Annotated in this window: 17 protein-coding genes; 9 read left to right on the top strand and 8 right to left on the bottom strand. The window is 44.0% G+C overall.

Features of this window, described 5'->3' with window-relative positions:
- Positions 1-122 precede the first annotated feature (122 nt).
- Entirely contained in the window at positions 123-1,127 is a 1,005-nt protein-coding gene (locus tag AC0VYG_RS20210; protein WP_475429685.1) for a DMT family transporter, read from the bottom strand.
- A 151-nt stretch (positions 1,128-1,278) separates the two neighbouring features.
- On the opposite strand from AC0VYG_RS20210, the gene AC0VYG_RS20205 reads away from it, so the two are divergent.
- Both AC0VYG_RS20205 and AC0VYG_RS20200 read left to right on the top strand, forming a co-directional pair.
- A complete protein-coding gene (locus AC0VYG_RS20205; RefSeq protein WP_475432561.1) occupies positions 1,279-2,187 on the top strand; it encodes a LysR substrate-binding domain-containing protein in 909 nt (302 codons plus the stop codon).
- 122 nt (positions 2,188-2,309) lie between these two features.
- Positions 2,310-2,549 carry a hypothetical protein gene (locus AC0VYG_RS20200; RefSeq protein ID WP_199478744.1) on the top strand — a complete coding sequence of 80 codons (240 nt, stop codon included), beginning with the start codon at positions 2,310-2,312 and terminating at the stop codon, positions 2,547-2,549.
- 87 nt (positions 2,550-2,636) lie between these two features.
- On the opposite strand, the gene AC0VYG_RS20195 is transcribed toward AC0VYG_RS20200, so the two are convergent.
- Positions 2,637-3,293 (bottom strand): nitroreductase family protein, encoded by a 657-nt coding sequence (locus AC0VYG_RS20195; protein ID WP_475429684.1) that lies wholly within the window; start codon positions 3,291-3,293, stop codon positions 2,637-2,639.
- 154 nt (positions 3,294-3,447) lie between these two features.
- Between AC0VYG_RS20195 and AC0VYG_RS20190 the strand changes: the two genes are divergently transcribed.
- From AC0VYG_RS20190 to AC0VYG_RS20180, 3 genes are all read left to right on the top strand, one after another.
- Positions 3,448-4,380: a LysR family transcriptional regulator gene (locus tag AC0VYG_RS20190; protein ID WP_475429683.1), complete on the top strand. Its 933-nt coding sequence runs from the start codon at positions 3,448-3,450 to the stop codon at positions 4,378-4,380.
- A 49-nt stretch (positions 4,381-4,429) separates the two neighbouring features.
- Complete coding sequence (locus AC0VYG_RS20185; protein ID WP_475432512.1) at positions 4,430-5,641, top strand: IS256 family transposase; 1,212 nt, start codon at positions 4,430-4,432, stop codon at positions 5,639-5,641.
- Positions 5,642-5,864: 223 nt separating this feature from the next.
- Positions 5,865-6,347, top strand: a complete 483-nt coding sequence (locus AC0VYG_RS20180) for an Hsp20 family protein (protein ID WP_199478740.1) — start codon at positions 5,865-5,867, stop codon at positions 6,345-6,347.
- A 74-nt stretch (positions 6,348-6,421) separates the two neighbouring features.
- On the opposite strand, the gene AC0VYG_RS20175 is transcribed toward AC0VYG_RS20180, so the two are convergent.
- The 5 genes from AC0VYG_RS20175 to AC0VYG_RS20155 are packed head-to-tail and all read right to left on the bottom strand — an operon-like array spanning position 6,422 to position 10,401.
- A complete protein-coding gene (locus AC0VYG_RS20175) occupies positions 6,422-7,372 on the bottom strand; it encodes an isopenicillin N synthase family dioxygenase (RefSeq protein WP_475429682.1) in 951 nt (316 codons plus the stop codon).
- A gap of 54 nt (positions 7,373-7,426) precedes the next feature.
- The gene (locus tag AC0VYG_RS20170; protein WP_475429681.1) at positions 7,427-8,227 is read right to left on the bottom strand and encodes an amino acid ABC transporter ATP-binding protein; all 801 of its coding nucleotides are present in this window, start codon (positions 8,225-8,227) and stop codon (positions 7,427-7,429) included.
- A gap of 2 nt (positions 8,228-8,229) precedes the next feature.
- On the bottom strand, positions 8,230-8,895 hold the full coding sequence (locus AC0VYG_RS20165; protein WP_475429680.1) for an amino acid ABC transporter permease: 666 nt from the start codon (positions 8,893-8,895) through the stop codon (positions 8,230-8,232).
- Positions 8,892-9,551 (bottom strand): amino acid ABC transporter permease, encoded by a 660-nt coding sequence (locus AC0VYG_RS20160; RefSeq protein WP_475429679.1) that lies wholly within the window; start codon positions 9,549-9,551, stop codon positions 8,892-8,894. The genes AC0VYG_RS20165 and AC0VYG_RS20160 overlap by 4 nt, the downstream gene beginning before the upstream one ends.
- A 19-nt stretch (positions 9,552-9,570) precedes the next feature.
- Positions 9,571-10,401, bottom strand: coding sequence for a transporter substrate-binding domain-containing protein (locus tag AC0VYG_RS20155; protein WP_475429678.1), 831 nt, complete (start codon positions 10,399-10,401; stop codon positions 9,571-9,573).
- Between the two features lie 459 nt (positions 10,402-10,860).
- On the opposite strand from AC0VYG_RS20155, the gene hisC reads away from it, so the two are divergent.
- From hisC to AC0VYG_RS20140, 3 genes are read left to right on the top strand one after another with little or no spacing between them, the layout of a single operon-like run.
- Complete coding sequence (gene hisC, locus AC0VYG_RS20150) at positions 10,861-12,012, top strand: histidinol-phosphate transaminase (RefSeq protein WP_475429677.1); 1,152 nt, start codon at positions 10,861-10,863, stop codon at positions 12,010-12,012.
- 37 nt (positions 12,013-12,049) lie between these two features.
- Entirely contained in the window at positions 12,050-13,426 is a 1,377-nt protein-coding gene (locus tag AC0VYG_RS20145) for an FAD-binding oxidoreductase (protein WP_475429676.1), read from the top strand.
- A gap of 50 nt (positions 13,427-13,476) precedes the next feature.
- Entirely contained in the window at positions 13,477-14,655 is a 1,179-nt protein-coding gene (locus AC0VYG_RS20140) for an alpha-hydroxy acid oxidase (RefSeq protein WP_475429675.1), read from the top strand.
- A gap of 63 nt (positions 14,656-14,718) precedes the next feature.
- Here AC0VYG_RS20140 and AC0VYG_RS20135 read toward each other — a convergent pair whose 3' ends face one another.
- The gene (locus AC0VYG_RS20135; RefSeq protein ID WP_067019084.1) at positions 14,719-15,144 is read right to left on the bottom strand and encodes a VOC family protein; all 426 of its coding nucleotides are present in this window, start codon (positions 15,142-15,144) and stop codon (positions 14,719-14,721) included.
- Positions 15,145-15,275: 131 nt separating this feature from the next.
- Here AC0VYG_RS20135 and AC0VYG_RS20130 point away from each other — a divergent pair, with 131 nt between their 5' ends.
- Positions 15,276-16,511 (top strand): NAD(P)/FAD-dependent oxidoreductase, encoded by a 1,236-nt coding sequence (locus tag AC0VYG_RS20130; protein ID WP_475429674.1) that lies wholly within the window; start codon positions 15,276-15,278, stop codon positions 16,509-16,511.
- Positions 16,512-16,550 lie beyond the last annotated feature (39 nt).

Below are 16,550 nucleotides of genomic sequence, written 5' to 3'. Positions count from 1 at the left end.
ACAAATTCATATTGAAGTATCATGTTTTAAATCAGTAAGCTTTGCTCATTAAATGAAGCAATACTTCGATGTCTGTCTTACGTATACGGAATCCTCTTATTATAAAAGTGGTAAGAAGGTTTTTATAATATTTGAGGCTTAACCTTAGCTGTTTTAGGTCTGTAAAAAACACGAATAGCGATGATAACGCCTCCTATGAGAAGAATTAAGCCACTGATATCAAGCCCTGTCGGCCAACGATGACGTGTTATTAGGCCAAAAATAACACCAAAGATTGTCTCGAAAACAACAAGTTGAGCAGACAACGCGATGGGAAGACGGCGAGAGGCAATCGTCCATGCCCAAACACCGCCAACAGAGGACATAAATGCCAATGATACGCCCCATACCCATAGTGAACTGGCGGATGCCCAAGATAAGCCTAATTCTGGGATATTAAATAAACCGATAAACGACCCTATGGGAAAGAAAAGTAGCATTTCGATTCCCCCACCAATCAATAGCATTGCGCTCCATACTGAGGAATCCATTGACGGTCTAGCTTTCAAGGCGCTTGCATTCAGTAGCCCAAACCATGTCCATACTATGACGGCTCCAATGGCAAGCATTATGCCTGTATAAGGGAGTGCCAATATCGCCTTTTTGTGAACTGTATAATAGTTACCGTTTACCAGTGCTAGTCCTCCAATAATGAGTATCAAAGGAATAGAAAGCGCACGCCAAGGGATGGATCTATGATATAGGTTACCGCTAATAGATAGGACAATAGGTACAAGGCTTAGTATGGCGGGTGCGATAATTGGGCCTGCAAAGATAGCAGAACTGGATACCAGAAGAAAAAAGCCCACATAGCCTGTAAAAGATAGCCAAGCAATAACTGCCAAATCTTTGATGTCCATTCTACGAAGCTTATTGCGTTTTAAAATAAGAATTATGACTCCAACAAAACCAGAAATAACAAATCTAAAGAGAGCGAAATCAAAAATAGAATACTGTCCAATAACAAAAGGAATAACAAAGTTAAGGGACCAGACGCCTGTGGCAAATAAAGCGGCTAAAATGCCTAGGGCATATAATGAAATATCCCATTCTTTATCTTGATAGACTATTTCTTTATATTGGCTCATAAGGGTGACCTTTAATTGATGGATTTTTGCAGGGCTAAATCTCTAGATCTCAGTAATAAGTGACACTCGTTTCCTGACATCTTCTAGGTCAATTGACAGAATGACAAAGGATAATAATTTCAAAGGGCATGAGAGGAATTCACAAGTGAGTATGGGGTATGCAAAACGTAGTCTCCCTCCGCTGGCGGGGATGATTGCAGCGGATGCTGTCGCTCGGTTGTCCAGCTTTACTGCCGCCGCAGATGAGTTACATGTGACGCCATCGGCTATTAGTCACAGGATAAGAGCTCTTGAAGATTGGCTGGGTTTTGCGCTTTTTACGCGTAATACACGATCCGTCACTATGACATCATTGGGGCGTGATTATCTAAATGATGTGGCTGAATCCTTATCGGGATTGGAAAATATCACCGCCCATGCTCAAGCCCGCGCAGGAAAAAGCCAAGTAATAAGACTACAAACAACGGACTCGTTTGCTAATCGCTGGTTAGTTGATCGGTTACCAACTTTTTTGCAAACTCATCCTAATATATCAGTGCAAATTATTACCCGAGAATACACTGAAGGATTCCGAACGAGCGATGCGGATATTGCCGTTTTGTACGGGCAAGGGGATTGGGATGGCTGCATTGCGACTGCCCTTTTAGAGGAAACGATTTTTCCCGTTGTTAGTCCGAAAATTTTAGAAAACGTACATCACAAGGACGAGATTTTTCAGCATTGTCCTTTAATCCATGATGATAATTTAGGAACAAGCTGGCTTGACTGGTGGCAGGCTGCTGCTATCAATCCTGGGAGTTCTCAAGATTATGAATCAACGGCAGGGCTCCACTACAACCATTCACATTTGGCTTTAAAAGCAGCAGAACAAGGGGGTGGAATTGCATTGGCCAGCGAGCCGTTAGTGGTAGATGCCTTGAGTAGTGGTCAGCTTATTGCGCCTTTTAAATTTAAGCTCTGTACTGAATATGGCTATTACCTATTACAGCGCCACGAAAATCAGCAATATTGTCTTCTGTTTGTTGATTGGCTATTAAATGAAGCAATAAAGGCCAGATAGCAACATCATACTGTTGGTATTTGGCTATTTGCTTGATCTATCGCAATACTTCTTTCCTGAATCCAGCTTAGTCTGATATCACCAACATTTTGCCAGTCATAAACTTGTGTCAGGAGGGGAAGGTGAAGACGACTCAGACGCTACTCGGAAAATACCAAAACCCAGCCACTAAAGATGAATACCTTGTACTTGAGATCAAGGACTTTGATCGTATTGTGAATCATGTTGATCATTCTGAACGGACGTTGGTTCGCTGCCGTTATGAAACCTTTAATGGTGAGGTCTTAGAGCGGGTGGGCGGGCTATCGCATCCGCGCTTTAAAATGTCAACCACTGGCACGGTGCTGGAACAGACGGGTTAAGTTTTCGTATTCGTCTTCTTTATGCTGGATAAAAAAGAGCAAGTTAATCTGCCGACTTGCTCTTTTTTTGTTTGTGTATCAACGGAATTAAATCACGGTTATCACGTCTTCTAATGCCAAACGCGATTTAGGCAACGCGGCGTTAAAGTCTTCTTCCTTGTGGTGGTAACCCATGGCTAGGCCCACGTCACAGCGGTAGCCTTCCAATTCATCTTTGAAAATTTCACTTAGCAATTCATGGTCAACCCCTTCCATTGGGGTGGAGTCGATGCCTAGGCGAGCTAGGGTGTGCATTAGGTTGCCAAGAGCTATGTAGGTTTGTGCTTTGGTCCAGTGGCTAGTATCACCGTTTTCATCTGTGTTCATTTCAGCGAAGGCAAAGCTGCCAAAGGCTTGCTCGCGTTTTTCGGCTTTGGTGCGGCCATCTTGAATGCCTTTATCCACCACTTTGGCGAAGTCCTCACGGGTATAGTGGGTTTTGTGGGCCAATAAAATAATGTGTGAGGCGTCTTTGGAACGTATCTGGTTGAACTGGAATTTGTTTGCAAAGGAGTCTTGAAAGCGTTGTTTGGCCGTTTCACTTTCGATGACGACAAATTTCCAAGGTTGTGAGTTGATGGAAGAAGGGGACAGACGAAGCGCTTGGTAAATGATGTCTAGGTCTTCTTGAGAAATGCGCTTACTCGCATCGTAGTGTTTTGATGTATAACGCTTTTCTAAGTCTTCAATAATCTGATGTGACATGATGGTCTCCGTAAATAGGATAAGGCTCGATATCTGTACGAGCGTGTTGGCATCCATACTAGCTCGGAAAAAGATGAATAAAAACATGGTAATTATTGAATTATTGTCAAAAAAAAATTAATAATTGTATGGTGATTTGTGGAGAGAAAAGTATATGCAGATTGATGATCTGAACGTGGTGTTGAAAGTCGCGCAACTGCGCAGTATCGCGGCTGCGGCCACACACCTTGATATGCAGGCCGCGACGGCGAGTGCGGCGGTTAAGCGGGTGGAAGCGCAGCTTGGAGTAGAGCTGTTTGTGCGTACGACTCGCCAGCTGCGTTTATCCAGCGCGGGTGAGCGTTATTTGCCGCAATGTGCAGCGGCTATTGCCATGTTGGATCAAGCGCAGCAAAGTATTTTCGAAGACTGTAATGAAATCTGTGGCGAAATTCGTATCGCGGTGTCGTCGGATTTGGGGCGTCATTTAGCGTTACCCTGGATCGATGAGTTCATGTTGCAGCATCCAAAAGTCACCATAAGAGCCCATTTAAGCGACAGCAATATCGACTTTTACCGCGATGCGCTGGATATGGCATTGCGCTATGGTCCGCCATCCGACTCCAATTTATACGGTTTTAAAATCTGCAATGTACCGCGTTTTATCGTGGCCAGCCCAGAGTATCTAGATTGCCATGGCGAACCGAAACACCCCGATGAGCTGGCCGATCATCTGGGCTTGTTTTATCAGCTACAAGAGATTCTCAATGATACTTGGCGTCTAAAAGACGAAGAACAAGTTTATAAAGTCAAACCCAAATCCAGCCGCGCTGCAAACGATGGCGATATGGTGCGACGCTGGTGCGTGGCGGGTCATGGTGTGGCTATGAAGTCAGGGTTGGATCTGGCCTATGATTTGTTAGAAGAGCGTCTGGTGCCGATTTTGCAGGATTATACTCTTGATCAAGGAGAGCTTTGGTTAGTTAGCCCCAGTCGTCAATCCATTACGCCGATAGTGCGTTTGTTGCGAGATTTATTCCGTGAGAAAACCCACCAGCTATTGAGTCAAATGGTGGCAAAAGGCGAGACTGTAACTAATTTTGTGTAACTGCCTACCACAACATATTCTATTAAGAATTAAGGATAGGTAGATGCAAATGAACAAAAAAGAACTTGAAGCGTTCGCAAAAGAAGCCGCCAAGGGAATTAAAACGCCTGAGGATCTCAACGAATTTAGCCAAATGCTGAAGAAGATTACCGTTGAAGCGGCATTGAATGCAGAAATGGATGACCATCTGGGTTACGAGAGACATCAAAAGTCCACCTCAACCAATAGTCGTAATGGCAAGAATAGCAAGCGTATTAAGACGGAAGATGGTGAGTTTGAACTGGATACGCCTCGTGACCGAGAAGGCTCTTTTGAACCCAAGCTGGTCAAAAAACACCAATCCCGATTCACTTCTATGGACGATAAAATCCTGTGGCTCTATGCGCAAGGCATGAGTACCCGAGACATCGTCAATGCCTTCGATGAATGGTATGGTGCCGAGATATCTCCAACACTGGTATCACGCGTTACCAATGCGGTCATTGAGCAAGTGACTGAATGGCAAGCACGCCCTTTGGATGCCATCTACCCCATTGTGTATCTTGATTGTATTGTGTTGAAAATCCGCCAAGATAAACGCGTCATCAATAAATCGATCTTCTTGGCACTCGGTATCAACACTGAAGGTCATAAAGAACTCATGGGCATGTGGATTGCGGAGAACGAAGGTGCGAAGTTCTGGCTCAACGTCCTCACTGAGCTTCAGCAGCGCGGCGTAGAAGATATTCTCATCGCTTGTGTTGATGGTCTAAAAGGCTTCCCAGAAGCCATCAATGCTGTTTTCCCACAAACTAACATCCAACTGTGCATCGTACACATGGTACGCAACTCATTGAAATATGTATCATGGAAAGACTATAAAGCAGTGACGGCGGATTTAAAGCAAGTTTACCGCTCCGCAACGGAAGAAGAAGCCTTGCTAGAGTTAGATCGTTTCGGCGACATCTGGGACGATCAATACCCGCAAATTACCAAATCATGGCGCAATCACTGGCATCACCTCAATACGTTGTTTAATTACCCTGACGATATCCGAAAAGCGATCTACACAACGAATGCGATTGAGTCCCTGAACAGTGTTATCCGTAGAGCCATTAAAAAACGTAAAGTCTTCCCAAGCGATGATTCTGCGAGGAAAATGGTATACCTTGCCATTAAAGAAGCCAGTAAGAAATGGACGATGCCAATTCAGAACTGGCGCCAAGCAATGAGTCGATTTATTATTGAGTTCGAGGAGCGTCTCGAAAAGCACCTTAACTAAATGGCAGTTACACAGAATCTGTTACAGGGTCCAAAAGGCTTGATTCAGGCATCTGTTTTAGAAGAATAAAACGCTCTATTTTTATAAAACTTTTTTCTAAAAATCCGCCTTGAAAATACCTTTGATGGACCTATTTTAAGAAGTGTAACGGGGTCGTCTCTATTGAGAGTCTCTGTTACGTCTTTTGATGATTAGTATTTTGCTTCATTTAGGAGGATTTATTATGAACTCAATTGATTTTACCCCACTTTATCGCAGTAGCATTGGTTTTGATCGTTTGGCTTCTTTACTCGACAATGCGCTAACAACCGATAATGTGTCTGCCGGTTATCCCCCTTACAATATCGAAGTGGTTGACGATAATCGCTATGCTATTTCGCTTGCGTTAGCGGGGTTTGAGGAAGGCGATCTAGACATTAAAGTGGAAAAGAATGTGCTAACCGTTCGTGGTGAAAAAGCGGATGCTGGTGAGCACAGATATCTCCATCAAGGCATTGCAAACCGCTCGTTTGAGCGCAAGTTTAACCTTGCCGATTACGTTGAGGTAACCAATGCTGAGTTAAAAAATGGGCTATTGACCATCAGCTTGGTAAAAGAAATTCCTGAGGCAATGAAACCAAGAAAAATTGCCATTAACCAAGCCAATAATGGTGTGCTTGAGCATCAAAAAGAAGACTCAAGACAACAGGATGCAAAAGTAGCCTAAGCAATAAATGGCTTATCACGATGATGGGGCTGTGAGCGATCGCAGCCCTTTTTGTTTGCCCAGCGAAGCTTCGCTTATTGTTTTGTATAATCGAAAGAACGGTTAATGCGCCCTTGAATATGGTCTCCAGCCAAAATAGGTTCAAACTTTGAATCTTCTGGGGGAATACCTAAGTCAATGGGAGAGACGTTCGCGTTGTAGGATGGATCGTAAAAGGTCGCGACAGAAATTCGTTCTTTACCACTTAGGTTTTTGACAGCGTGTTTTGTGGAGACAAAACGACCATTACTCCAACGTTCTAACAAATCACCAACATTGACGACCAGTGAACCTGGTATAGGTGACGCGTCTATCCACTCATTTTTTCTGTTGAGTACTTGTAATCCACCCACATCATCTTGGTATAACAAGGTGATGCAACCATAGTCTGAATGAGGAGCGACACCAAATGCCTCTTCGGATGAGTCAAAGTTGTTGGCTGGGTAGTAAATGGCTTGTGTTCTCTGTAATGGCTTAGTGTATTTTTCGGCAAAAAAGCTTGGTTTAATGCCTAAACTCCAAGCTACTGCTCGTAATAAAATCTCGCCAACCTGTGCGATGGCTTTAAAATAGGCTTCCATAACCGAACGAAATTCCTCTTTTCCTGCTGGCCATTGATTCGCCCCCCTTAATGGTTTGCCTGCTAGCACATCGATGTCACTATCTGGAAGATCTAAGCCTAATTGGAAAAACTCTTTTTGATCTGGTTTGGCTGCCCCCTCCATGAGGGCACCACCTAGAGCATGGTAACCTCGATGGATTTTGCTGGTGGCAACGGACTGCTTTAATTCCGCTGGGGAGGTAAAAAAATCCAGCGATACGCGACGTACCTCTTCAAAGGTAGACTCGCTAATACCATGATTAACAAGATATAAAAAACCGTCTTCAGTAAAGGCTTTTTTGAGTGCATCACCAACGCGGTGTCCCCAACTTTCATCGTGCAGAGCGTTTATTTCTAAATCTATGATAGGTAGTGAATACGCCATATGGGCCACCTGTTCAATGTGCTTTGTGATTTTTATTCGCTGAGTATTTGGCTCTTATTCCCAGAAGGCATTTCTATCCATATAGTTTTGTAGAAATTGCTGTAATCGAGGAGGTTTTGGGCCTTGAAATACATCTTTCGGTGATCCTTTTAGCAAAATCTCACCTTGATCTAAGAACACCACCGTATCGGCTACTTGCGCGGCAAACCCCATTTCGTGCGTGACCACAATCATGGTCATGCCATCATTGGCGAGATCTTTCATTACCTGAAGGACCTCCCCAACCAGTTCTGGATCAAGGGCAGAGGTTGGTTCATCGAATAGCAAAACGGAAGGTTCCATTGCTAATGCCCGAGCAATCGCTACACGCTGTTGTTGTCCACCTGAAAGTTGGGCTGGATAATGGTTGGCACGTTCAGATAAGCCAACTTTATTTAATAAGGCGAGCCCCTTTTCGTTTGCGAGTTTGCGATTGAGTTTTTTGACCCGCACAAGTGCTTCTGTCACATTGCCTAATGCTGTCATATGTGGCCAAAGATTAAATTGCTGGAACACCATTCCCATATTACGTCTTACTCGGTTTAGCTCCTTGGTAGAGGCGAGCTTTCTTTGGTCGGCATTGTCGTTGTAACCAATGAGGTCTCCTTCGATGAGTACTGTGCCACCCGTGTACTGTTCTAAAAATGCAATACAGCGTAGCAGGGTGCTTTTACCCGAACCTGATGGGCCAATTAAACACATGACTTCTGAAGGATGGACATTTAAATTAATGTTTTTTAATACTTGGTTTTCCCCAAAGCTTTTATTCATATTTTGAACCTGAACAATAGGCTCGTTTGCGGAAGATTTGTTCATAATTACCGTTCCATATATTTGCTTAAACGTTTTTCAGCCCAGCTACCAAGTCTAGAGGTGGATTCTGCTAAAATTAGATAAGCGAGAGCCAAAACGGTAAGGGTTTCTGCATAAGCGTAGGTTTGTGAGCCAATGCCTGTCAGCACAAAAGTAAGTTCAGGTACTGTAACGATGGAAAGAACCGCCGTTTCTTTACCAAGAATGATGGTGGTGTTGACCAACCCTGGTACGATCAAAACCATCATCTGTGGTATTTGAATCCGCCACAGAATGTTGGTTGTAGAGAATCCCATTATATTGGCGACTTCCAGTTGTCCTTCGGGAATGGCATTAAACCCTGCTCGGAATAGTTCTGCGTAGTAGGCGCTGCCATAAATAGATAACCCAATAATGCCTGCCTGAATGGGATCAAGATAAATTCCAATTGAAGGGCCACCGTAATAAAGTAGAAATAACTGAATAAGAAAAGGCGTGCTGCGTATTACTTCTACATAGAAACGTATTGGGTAACGGAAAATTCTGGCTTTTGACATCAAGCCGCAAGCAACAATGAGTCCTAGCACCATACCTAACGCACACGCCCAAACGGTGCACCACACGGTGGTAACAAAACCATCTAAAATTTGAGGTAGATGATCGATTATTACTTTAACGTCAAATGCCATCATACGATAACCCTGCTGTTTGATCTTTTTTCCAGCCAGAATCCAAACACTGATATGGCACTGTTTAAAACAAAATAAATGGCCGCTGCTGTTAGATAGAACTGAAATGGCTGGAAGTTACTGGCGGCCAAATTTTGTGCGGTGCGTGTGAGCTCAGCGATGCCCACCACTGAGATTAAAGAAGAGGCTTTTACCAGTAGAATGGTTTCGTTTATTAACCCTGGAATAGTGAGTTTGATGACCTGCGGTAGCTCAATGAAAAAGAGAATATGACTATTACTCAGTCCGACCATAAGAGCGGATTCTTTTTGTCCAGGGGGGAGACTTTGAAAACCGCCTCTTAGAATTTCCGCCATATACGCTCCTGCACATAAACCGATGCATCCTGTGGCTGCAACGAGAGCGGGAATATTAATACCAATAAGTGGCAGGCAGTAATAAGAAATCATCAATTGTACGAGAAGCGGAACGCCCCTAAATAGGGTGATATAAAACCGCGCAAAAAGTTGTAATGGATAGTTTTTTGATAACCGAGCGGAACACATGAGTGTGCCAACGATTAACCCCAGCACCACTGCCATTGTAGAAAGAAACAGCGTCATTTTGACGCCACTCCATAAAATAGGCAGAGCTGCGGGGAGCGTAGAAAAATCTAACATTTACCTGCTCCCCGACGGGTTAAATTTGTGGATCAACTGGTTTTTGAGGAAGTTTCATGGGAACACCAAACCATTTCTCCTGAAGGGCTCTCATACGTCCATCGTTTTCCATTTTGATTATCACCCCATTGACTGCTTTCAAGAGGCTGGCTGAATCAGCACCTTTGCGAGTCACGTAAGCGTAGTAAGTTTTCTTACCGAATGGAGGCATGACGACGGCAAAGTTTTTATGATGACGAGCCATGTAAGCGATATTGGGTAGAGAGTTTGCTACAGCAACCACTCGTCCTGTCATAATCTCTGAATACGCTTGATTATTGTCGATGTACAATTTTACTTGAACGGGCTTTTTGAGGGTTTTAGAGAAGTTTTCTAGTTGGGTTGCTTGGGAAGAGCCTTTGCCTGCCCCTACTGGTTTTCCGGCGATGTCCTCGGGAGAGGATATCTCTTTATTCCCCGCTTTTTTTAGCAGAGCAACAGACGCATCGGCAATCGGCAGCGTAAAGTCATAACGCTTCATACGGGCTTTTGTTATGGTGACTGGGCCGCCGACCATGTCAAATTTCTTGGCATCTAACCCCGGTAAAACACTCGGCCAAGGAAGATCGATATATTTTACTTTAACACCTAATGCTTTACCCACTGCGGTAAAGAAATCTTTATTAAGCCCTTCATGCTTGCCATTTTGTAGAAAGTCGAAAGGGGCAAATTGAAACTCAGTCCCAATGACTAACTCACCTTTTGCTTTTACATCTGAGAGCACATCCGCCTGTACAGCAGCGCTTGTGATGGCTGCTGCAAGGCCAAATAATGCGATTTTTAACGAATTTGCGATAAGACTTTTTTGCATTGCCTAAGATCTCCATAGTGATTTGCTGTTACTAATAATGAATTAATTAAAAGTGTGCATTGAAGATAACTCTTAAGCATAGATAAAAAAACAATCTAGCTTGTATATACATATAACACATCATTTTTTTAACAAACAAGTCCTAAATCTGTTTTATTTTATTTTCTGCTTATCACTTATAGCGAAGTGGCAAAAAACCGTAATAAATGAATGTAAAAGCACTTAAAATGCCCAATAAATGATTTTTTGAACCAATTCGGTGCGATTTTTTTTAAGACTATTTAATACCGATTTTCTAGCACTTCAGACTTTTATTGAATTTTAAATATAAATTTTTTTATAAAGAGCTGTCGACAGAAGAAAAAAATAGTGTATATACTGTTACCCACATATACATGTATATACATCTGATATGATTTTTAGCCATTTATCTAACTGCTTGTTTTAAAGGTGGAAATTGTGACGGAAAAAGAACATTTATCGATAGATCATCTGGTTAATAGGTATGTTGCTAAGCTTGGGAAATATAACGCAGGATTGTCTATTGAAGGGTTAAAGGCTCGTTTTCAGGTTAATCGAGTCGCTAAGTTAGGGAGTAATGAAAACCCTTTTCCAACATCAAGTTCCGTCATGAAGGCTTTAAGTCGTGCGGGGGATTTGTCCCATTATCCTGATGCAAATTGTAGCCTGTTAAGGAAAAAAATAGCTGACAAATTAACGGTTGCCGAAGAGTCCTTGGTCTTCGGTAATGGTTCAGAAGATCTAATCAGTATCATCTCCCGCGCGTTGATCAATGAGGGTGACAAAGTAATGACCATTGTCCCTTCATTTGGATTGCATATTCTCTATCCGACTGCGTGTGGAGCAAAGATGATTATTGCCCCAATGACGGCGCAGCTGGAGTTTGATATCGAAAGAATCACTTCTTTGTTGCGTAGTGAAAAACCAAAGCTGTTTTTTATCGCCAGTCCGAGTAATCCCGTTGGTTGCAGTTTAAGTCAAGACGATGTGAATGATATATTAGCGAATGTCTCTGAGCAGACATTGTTGGTTTTTGATGAGGCTTATTATGAATACGCACAAGGCGAATTGGACTATCCTGATGTACTCGCACTTTTGAAAGCGTCGGGTAAGCCATTTGTGTTACTTAGAACCTTGTCTAAAGCTTATTCCCTTGCTGGCCTGCGAATAGGCTATGGGGTTTTTTATCCTGTGGCCTTGGCTGAATATATGAATAAGGTCAGAACGCCCTTTAATGTGAACCGTCAAGCTCAGGTGGCCGCTATAGCGGCGTTAGATGATGATGATCACTTGGGAAAAACGATCCATTGGAATCATATTGCCCGCAAAAAGATGCAACAAGATTTAAAGCGTTTAGGCGTGTCTCCCTATGAATCAAAAGGGAATTTTCTCTTTTTTTCGACGTCGTGGTTAGCAACAGATCTTGCTGATGAGCTATTGAAGTTTGGCGTGATTGTGAAACCATGGATGGAACCCGGTTATGAATACTTTGTACGAGTTTCTATCGGAAAGGCTGAAGATAACCAACTGTTTATTACGAGTTTAGCTTCTTTGTTGGGGCGTACCACGTTGTCTCATGTTAGCCAGTGAATTGATTTTAAAAGAATAATACATAATGGAGCATACCATGAACTCTGAATGTTTGAAGGAACTGCAAGAACGGCTTAAGCCAGAGCAAATTCGGCAAGATGACGCCATTGATTTGAGTTATCAAAAAGATTGGAGCAGTTGCTCGCCTGTACTACCCATGGCACTTTTGTTGCCGGAGAATGTTCAACAGGTGTCGGACATTATAAAAATATGCGCCAAATATAAGCAGTCTGTCGTGCCTCAAGGGGGGCGAACGGGGTTGACTGGAGCCGCTCGTCCTTCTAAAGCGGATGTCTGTATTAGTTTAGAAAAGCTGAATGGTATTGAAGAGATAGATATACAAGCGAACACGGTGACTGTGTTCGCTGGCACAACATTGCAAACGGTTCAAGAACAAGCGATAGCAGCGGAACGTTATTTTCCTTTGGATTTAGGCTCCAGAGGAAGTTGTCAAATTGGTGGTACTATTGCCACAAACGCAGGCGGAAATAATGTAATTCGTTTTGGCATGATGCGGAATTTGGTCTTAGGACTGGAAGTCGTAACCGCGAGTGGCGAGATACTGAATTTGCAAAATAAGATGCTTAAGAATAACGCAGGGTATGATTTAAAGCAGTTGTTTATCGGCAGTGAAGGCACTCTAGGGATCATCACAAAAGCGACCTTAAAGTTAACCCCAATACCGGGTGATGCTCAAACAGCGCTTTGTGCGTTTGCTCGCTATGAAGACGGTGTTGCACTGTTACATCTTATGCAAAAAGAGTTGAATCAGAATATTCATGCCTTTGAAATGATGTGGCAGGATTTTTATACCATGAGTTGCAGCTGGTCGTGTCCAGATAATCCGCCAATCGAAAATGAGTATGCGTTTTATGTGCTGATAGAATCGAAAGGCGTGAGCGAAGAGGTTTTTCATCAAAGTTTGGAAAAAGCGTTTGAAGAAGAGCTTATACAGAACGCTGTGATCGCTTCGTCATTGCGAGAAAGAGAGCAATTATGGACAATCCGCGAAGCAACCTCTGAGTTTCCAGTCAAACTTTCCCCTATTAATTTTGATATCAGTTTACCCATCGGTAGCATTAATGAATTTGTACAGACGTGTCGTCTTTCTTTGCTAGAGCGTTGGCCAAATGCGTTAGTCGTTAACTTCGGACATATTGGTGACAGTAATTTGCATTTGGCGGTTGATGCGAACTCGGATGTGAATATTACCGAAGAAGAGGTCGATAAAATCGTCTATCAATGTGTGGAAGAGTTTAAGGGGTCTATTTCTGCTGAGCATGGCGTAGGAACGTTAAAGCGAGATTATCTTCACCATTCTGTTTCACCTCAAGCATTAGACATGATGGCGACCGTCAAAAAAGCGTTAGACCCTTTTAATATTTTAAACCCTTCAAAAGTGGTTCTCATATAACGTCACCGAGAGAGGGAGTTTGTCTATGTGTCACTCTATTAGGAATTGCTATGCGGACATTTTATCGAGGTTCTGATCTTTCTAGAATACAGAGCGTCGCAGAGATGGCGGCACTGGCACAGCGCCGCTTACCAAACTTTGCTTGGGAGTACTTGGCTGGTGGCGCGGAAAATGAGCAGACATTGTCACGTAACCAGTCTGATTTTTCGGATATCCGCTTGGCCTCTCACACCTTGGTGCCGAATCACCGACCCGTGATTGATGCGAGGTTGATTGGTTCGAAAAGTGCTCTGCCTATGATGATCGGGCCAAGCGGTTACAATGGAATGTTGTGGCCTCAGGCCGATATTGCGCTAGCGAAAGCGGCCAGTGCTAAGCAAATTCCTTTTTGTTTGAGTACCGTTTCAAATTGTTCCATGGAGCAGGTACGTGAAGCGGTGCCGGATGTCGATTTTTGGTTTCAACTGTATGCGCTGAAAGACCTGCGAGCTAGCCAAGACTTATTAACCAGAGCAAAAGCGGTTGAAGCCAGCACGCTAGTGATTACATCGGATGCGCTTATTGTCGGCAATCGAGAATGGGACAGGCGAAACTTTGTGAGGCCTCGTCAGCTCACCTTGGCGAATAAGTTGAATGTGTTGTTGCATCCTAATTGGATACGACAAGTTATGTGGCCTAATGGTTTACCAACCATGGGCAACCTGTCGCCTTATTTGCCTGAGGGGGAAAAGAGTGCGCTTGGGGCGATGAAATTTATTTCTGAGCAGCTAGATCCTTTGTTGGATTGGGAAAGAGTGGCACAAATCCGCGATCAATGGTCGGGGAATATGATCCTAAAAGGGGTTTTGCATCCAGACGATGCGATTAAGGCGGTCCAGCTAGGGTTGGATGGAATCGTTGTTTCCAACCATGGTGGTCGTCAACTCGATGGTGCGCTGTCGTCTATTCAAGCCTTACAGCAGATCGCGCCTAAGGTGAGGGGGCAAATAAGTATATTGCTCGACAGTGGCGTGCGCCGTGCTAGCGATATTGTGAAAGCGGTCGCGCTTGGTGCCGATGGGGTGTTGTTAGGACGAGCTACTTTATTTGGTGTCGCGTCGGGTGGACAAGTGGGTGTGACTCGAGTGCTGGACATTTTAGAGGAAGAGCTTGTCCGTTGTCTTAATTTGATGGGCGTAAAAGGCCTTGATGATCTTTCGACAGACCATCTTTACTTATCAAGATCATAGCGACTCAGATCGTTGAAGACGGAAACAAGATAACGCTTTCCGCCTTCCTTGGGATCGGCTTTGTTATTTCGCGAACAGCTGCCCCATGTCTTTAAAAGCTTTAAATTCCAAGGCATTACCGCATGGATCGAGGAAGAACATGGTGGCTTGTTCGCCCACTTGGCCTTTAAAGCGAATATAAGGTTCGATGATAAAGTCGGTTTTTTCAGCGGTTAAACGTTCTGCCAACGCTTCCCATTGCTCCCATGTTAATACCACACCAAAATGTGGAACAGGCACATTGTGTCCGTCTACTGCGTTGGTGCCTGCATGCTCTTGATAGGGCATTTTGGGGTGATGATGGATAACGAGCTGATGGCCGAAAAAGTTGAAATCTACCCATTCTGGTGCAGAACGGCCTTCTTCCAGTCCAAAAACATCGCGATAAAAAGCCCGTGCCAGCGGCACGTCATAGACGGGGATAGCAAGGTGGAAGGGCTGTAGGCTCATAATGGGGTCTCCTATGGTGACAGTAAGCGCTGATACATCATTGTGACAGCTAATTTATACTAATGGCGACTTATATTGCTATAGTGACTAAGATAAAGGCTTTTTCACTGAAAGGATGTCGAGGTAGGAATATGGCGGAATTTCTTGTTTTGGGTGCAGGTATGGTTGGTGTGAGCAGTGCTTTGGCTCTTCAGGCTCAAGGACATACTGTCACACTGGTGGACCGAACAGGTGCTGGGTTGGAAACCAGTTATGGCAATGCGGGCATTATTCAAGTAGAAGCAGCAGAGCCTTACGCGTTACCTAGGGAGTTCTCCAAACTCTTCAAGTATCTGTTTGAAGTCAGTAATGATGTGACTTGGCGTTTAAATGGCGTGCTGAACATGGCGCCCGCTTTATGGTCTTATTTACGTCACTCTGCGCCGCAGAAACACGCACAGATCTCGAAAATTTATTCCCAATTGACGTTTCGCTCGACGGCAGACCATGAGGAGCTGATTCGCGATTCTCTCTCTGAAGATCTTATCCAGCGCGATGGGCTAGCCATGTTTTATCGTGAATCGGATGAGTTTGAAAAGGCGACCCAAAAAGCCGAATTTTTACGTCAGGAATATGGTGTGACATCGCGCATTGTGGATGGCAAAGCCTATCAACAAGAAGAGTCCGCGTTAAAAGCGGCACCGGCAGGTGTGGTGTATTTTACGCAAAGTTGGAGTTGTTCGTCGCCTGGCGGCTTAACTCAAGCTTATTGTGAATTATTCGTAGAACGGGGCGGAAGCTTCGTCTCGGGGGATGCCAATACTTTGCAGCATACTGCGAATGGTTGGAGTGTGCTGACAAGTGATGGCGAACGTGAGGCGGAGCAGGTGGTGATTGCCTTGGGACCTTGGTCACCAGAGTTACTGAAACGTTTTGGTTATCAGATTCCAATGGTGTACAAGCGTGGTTACCATGGGCATTTTGCTATGCCTACCCATTTAAATCGGCCTTTTTTAGATACCGCAAATGGCGTGTTAGCGGCCCCCATGAAGCAAGGGTTAAGAGTCACTACAGGGGCGGCCTTAGTACCGATGGATTCTCCTGCGGATACCCGTCAATTAGCGCGTGGTGTCAACGCTCTCAATCAATTAATGGATGTGGGAAAACAAATAGAAGAACCGCAATGGATTGGTACACGACCCTGCATGCCAGATATGTTGCCCCTTGTTGGTGAAGCACCAAATCATAAAGGTTTGTGGTTTCACTTTGGCCATGGTCATCAAGGGTTCACGTTGGGGCCCACAACGTCGGCATTACTGATGCAGGCAATGAATGGTGAATCCAATGAATTGATTACCACACTGTCGCCTCGTGAACGATTGCAATGAGAGTGGCTGAATCGGACGGCTGCTTGTATTGAAAAGATA

The organism is Marinomonas sp. 63XJN7_7_ISO-PGPR-S23-202 (genome assembly GCF_056173505.1).
This window is presented reverse-complemented; position numbering and strand designations above follow the sequence as displayed.

Excerpts from the sequence above, each read along its gene's own strand:
- AC0VYG_RS20210 (WP_475429685.1), bottom strand. The coding sequence starts at position 1,127 with ATGAGCCAATATAAAGAAATAGTCTATCAAGATAAAGAATGGGATATT.
- AC0VYG_RS20205 (WP_475432561.1), top strand. The coding sequence starts at position 1,279 with ATGGGGTATGCAAAACGTAGTCTCCCTCCGCTGGCGGGGATGATTGCA.
- AC0VYG_RS20195 (WP_475429684.1), bottom strand. The coding sequence starts at position 3,293 with ATGTCACATCAGATTATTGAAGACTTAGAAAAGCGTTATACATCAAAA.
- AC0VYG_RS20190 (WP_475429683.1), top strand. The coding sequence starts at position 3,448 with ATGCAGATTGATGATCTGAACGTGGTGTTGAAAGTCGCGCAACTGCGC.
- AC0VYG_RS20185 (WP_475432512.1), top strand. The coding sequence starts at position 4,430 with ATGAACAAAAAAGAACTTGAAGCGTTCGCAAAAGAAGCCGCCAAGGGA.
- AC0VYG_RS20180 (WP_199478740.1), top strand. The coding sequence starts at position 5,865 with ATGAACTCAATTGATTTTACCCCACTTTATCGCAGTAGCATTGGTTTT.
- AC0VYG_RS20175 (WP_475429682.1), bottom strand. The coding sequence starts at position 7,372 with ATGGCGTATTCACTACCTATCATAGATTTAGAAATAAACGCTCTGCAC.
- AC0VYG_RS20170 (WP_475429681.1), bottom strand. The coding sequence starts at position 8,227 with ATGAACAAATCTTCCGCAAACGAGCCTATTGTTCAGGTTCAAAATATG.
- AC0VYG_RS20165 (WP_475429680.1), bottom strand. The coding sequence starts at position 8,895 with ATGATGGCATTTGACGTTAAAGTAATAATCGATCATCTACCTCAAATT.
- AC0VYG_RS20160 (WP_475429679.1), bottom strand. The coding sequence starts at position 9,551 with ATGTTAGATTTTTCTACGCTCCCCGCAGCTCTGCCTATTTTATGGAGT.
- AC0VYG_RS20155 (WP_475429678.1), bottom strand. The coding sequence starts at position 10,401 with ATGCAAAAAAGTCTTATCGCAAATTCGTTAAAAATCGCATTATTTGGC.
- AC0VYG_RS20145 (WP_475429676.1), top strand. The coding sequence starts at position 12,050 with ATGAACTCTGAATGTTTGAAGGAACTGCAAGAACGGCTTAAGCCAGAG.
- AC0VYG_RS20140 (WP_475429675.1), top strand. The coding sequence starts at position 13,477 with ATGCGGACATTTTATCGAGGTTCTGATCTTTCTAGAATACAGAGCGTC.
- AC0VYG_RS20135 (WP_067019084.1), bottom strand. The coding sequence starts at position 15,144 with ATGAGCCTACAGCCCTTCCACCTTGCTATCCCCGTCTATGACGTGCCG.
- AC0VYG_RS20130 (WP_475429674.1), top strand. The coding sequence starts at position 15,276 with ATGGCGGAATTTCTTGTTTTGGGTGCAGGTATGGTTGGTGTGAGCAGT.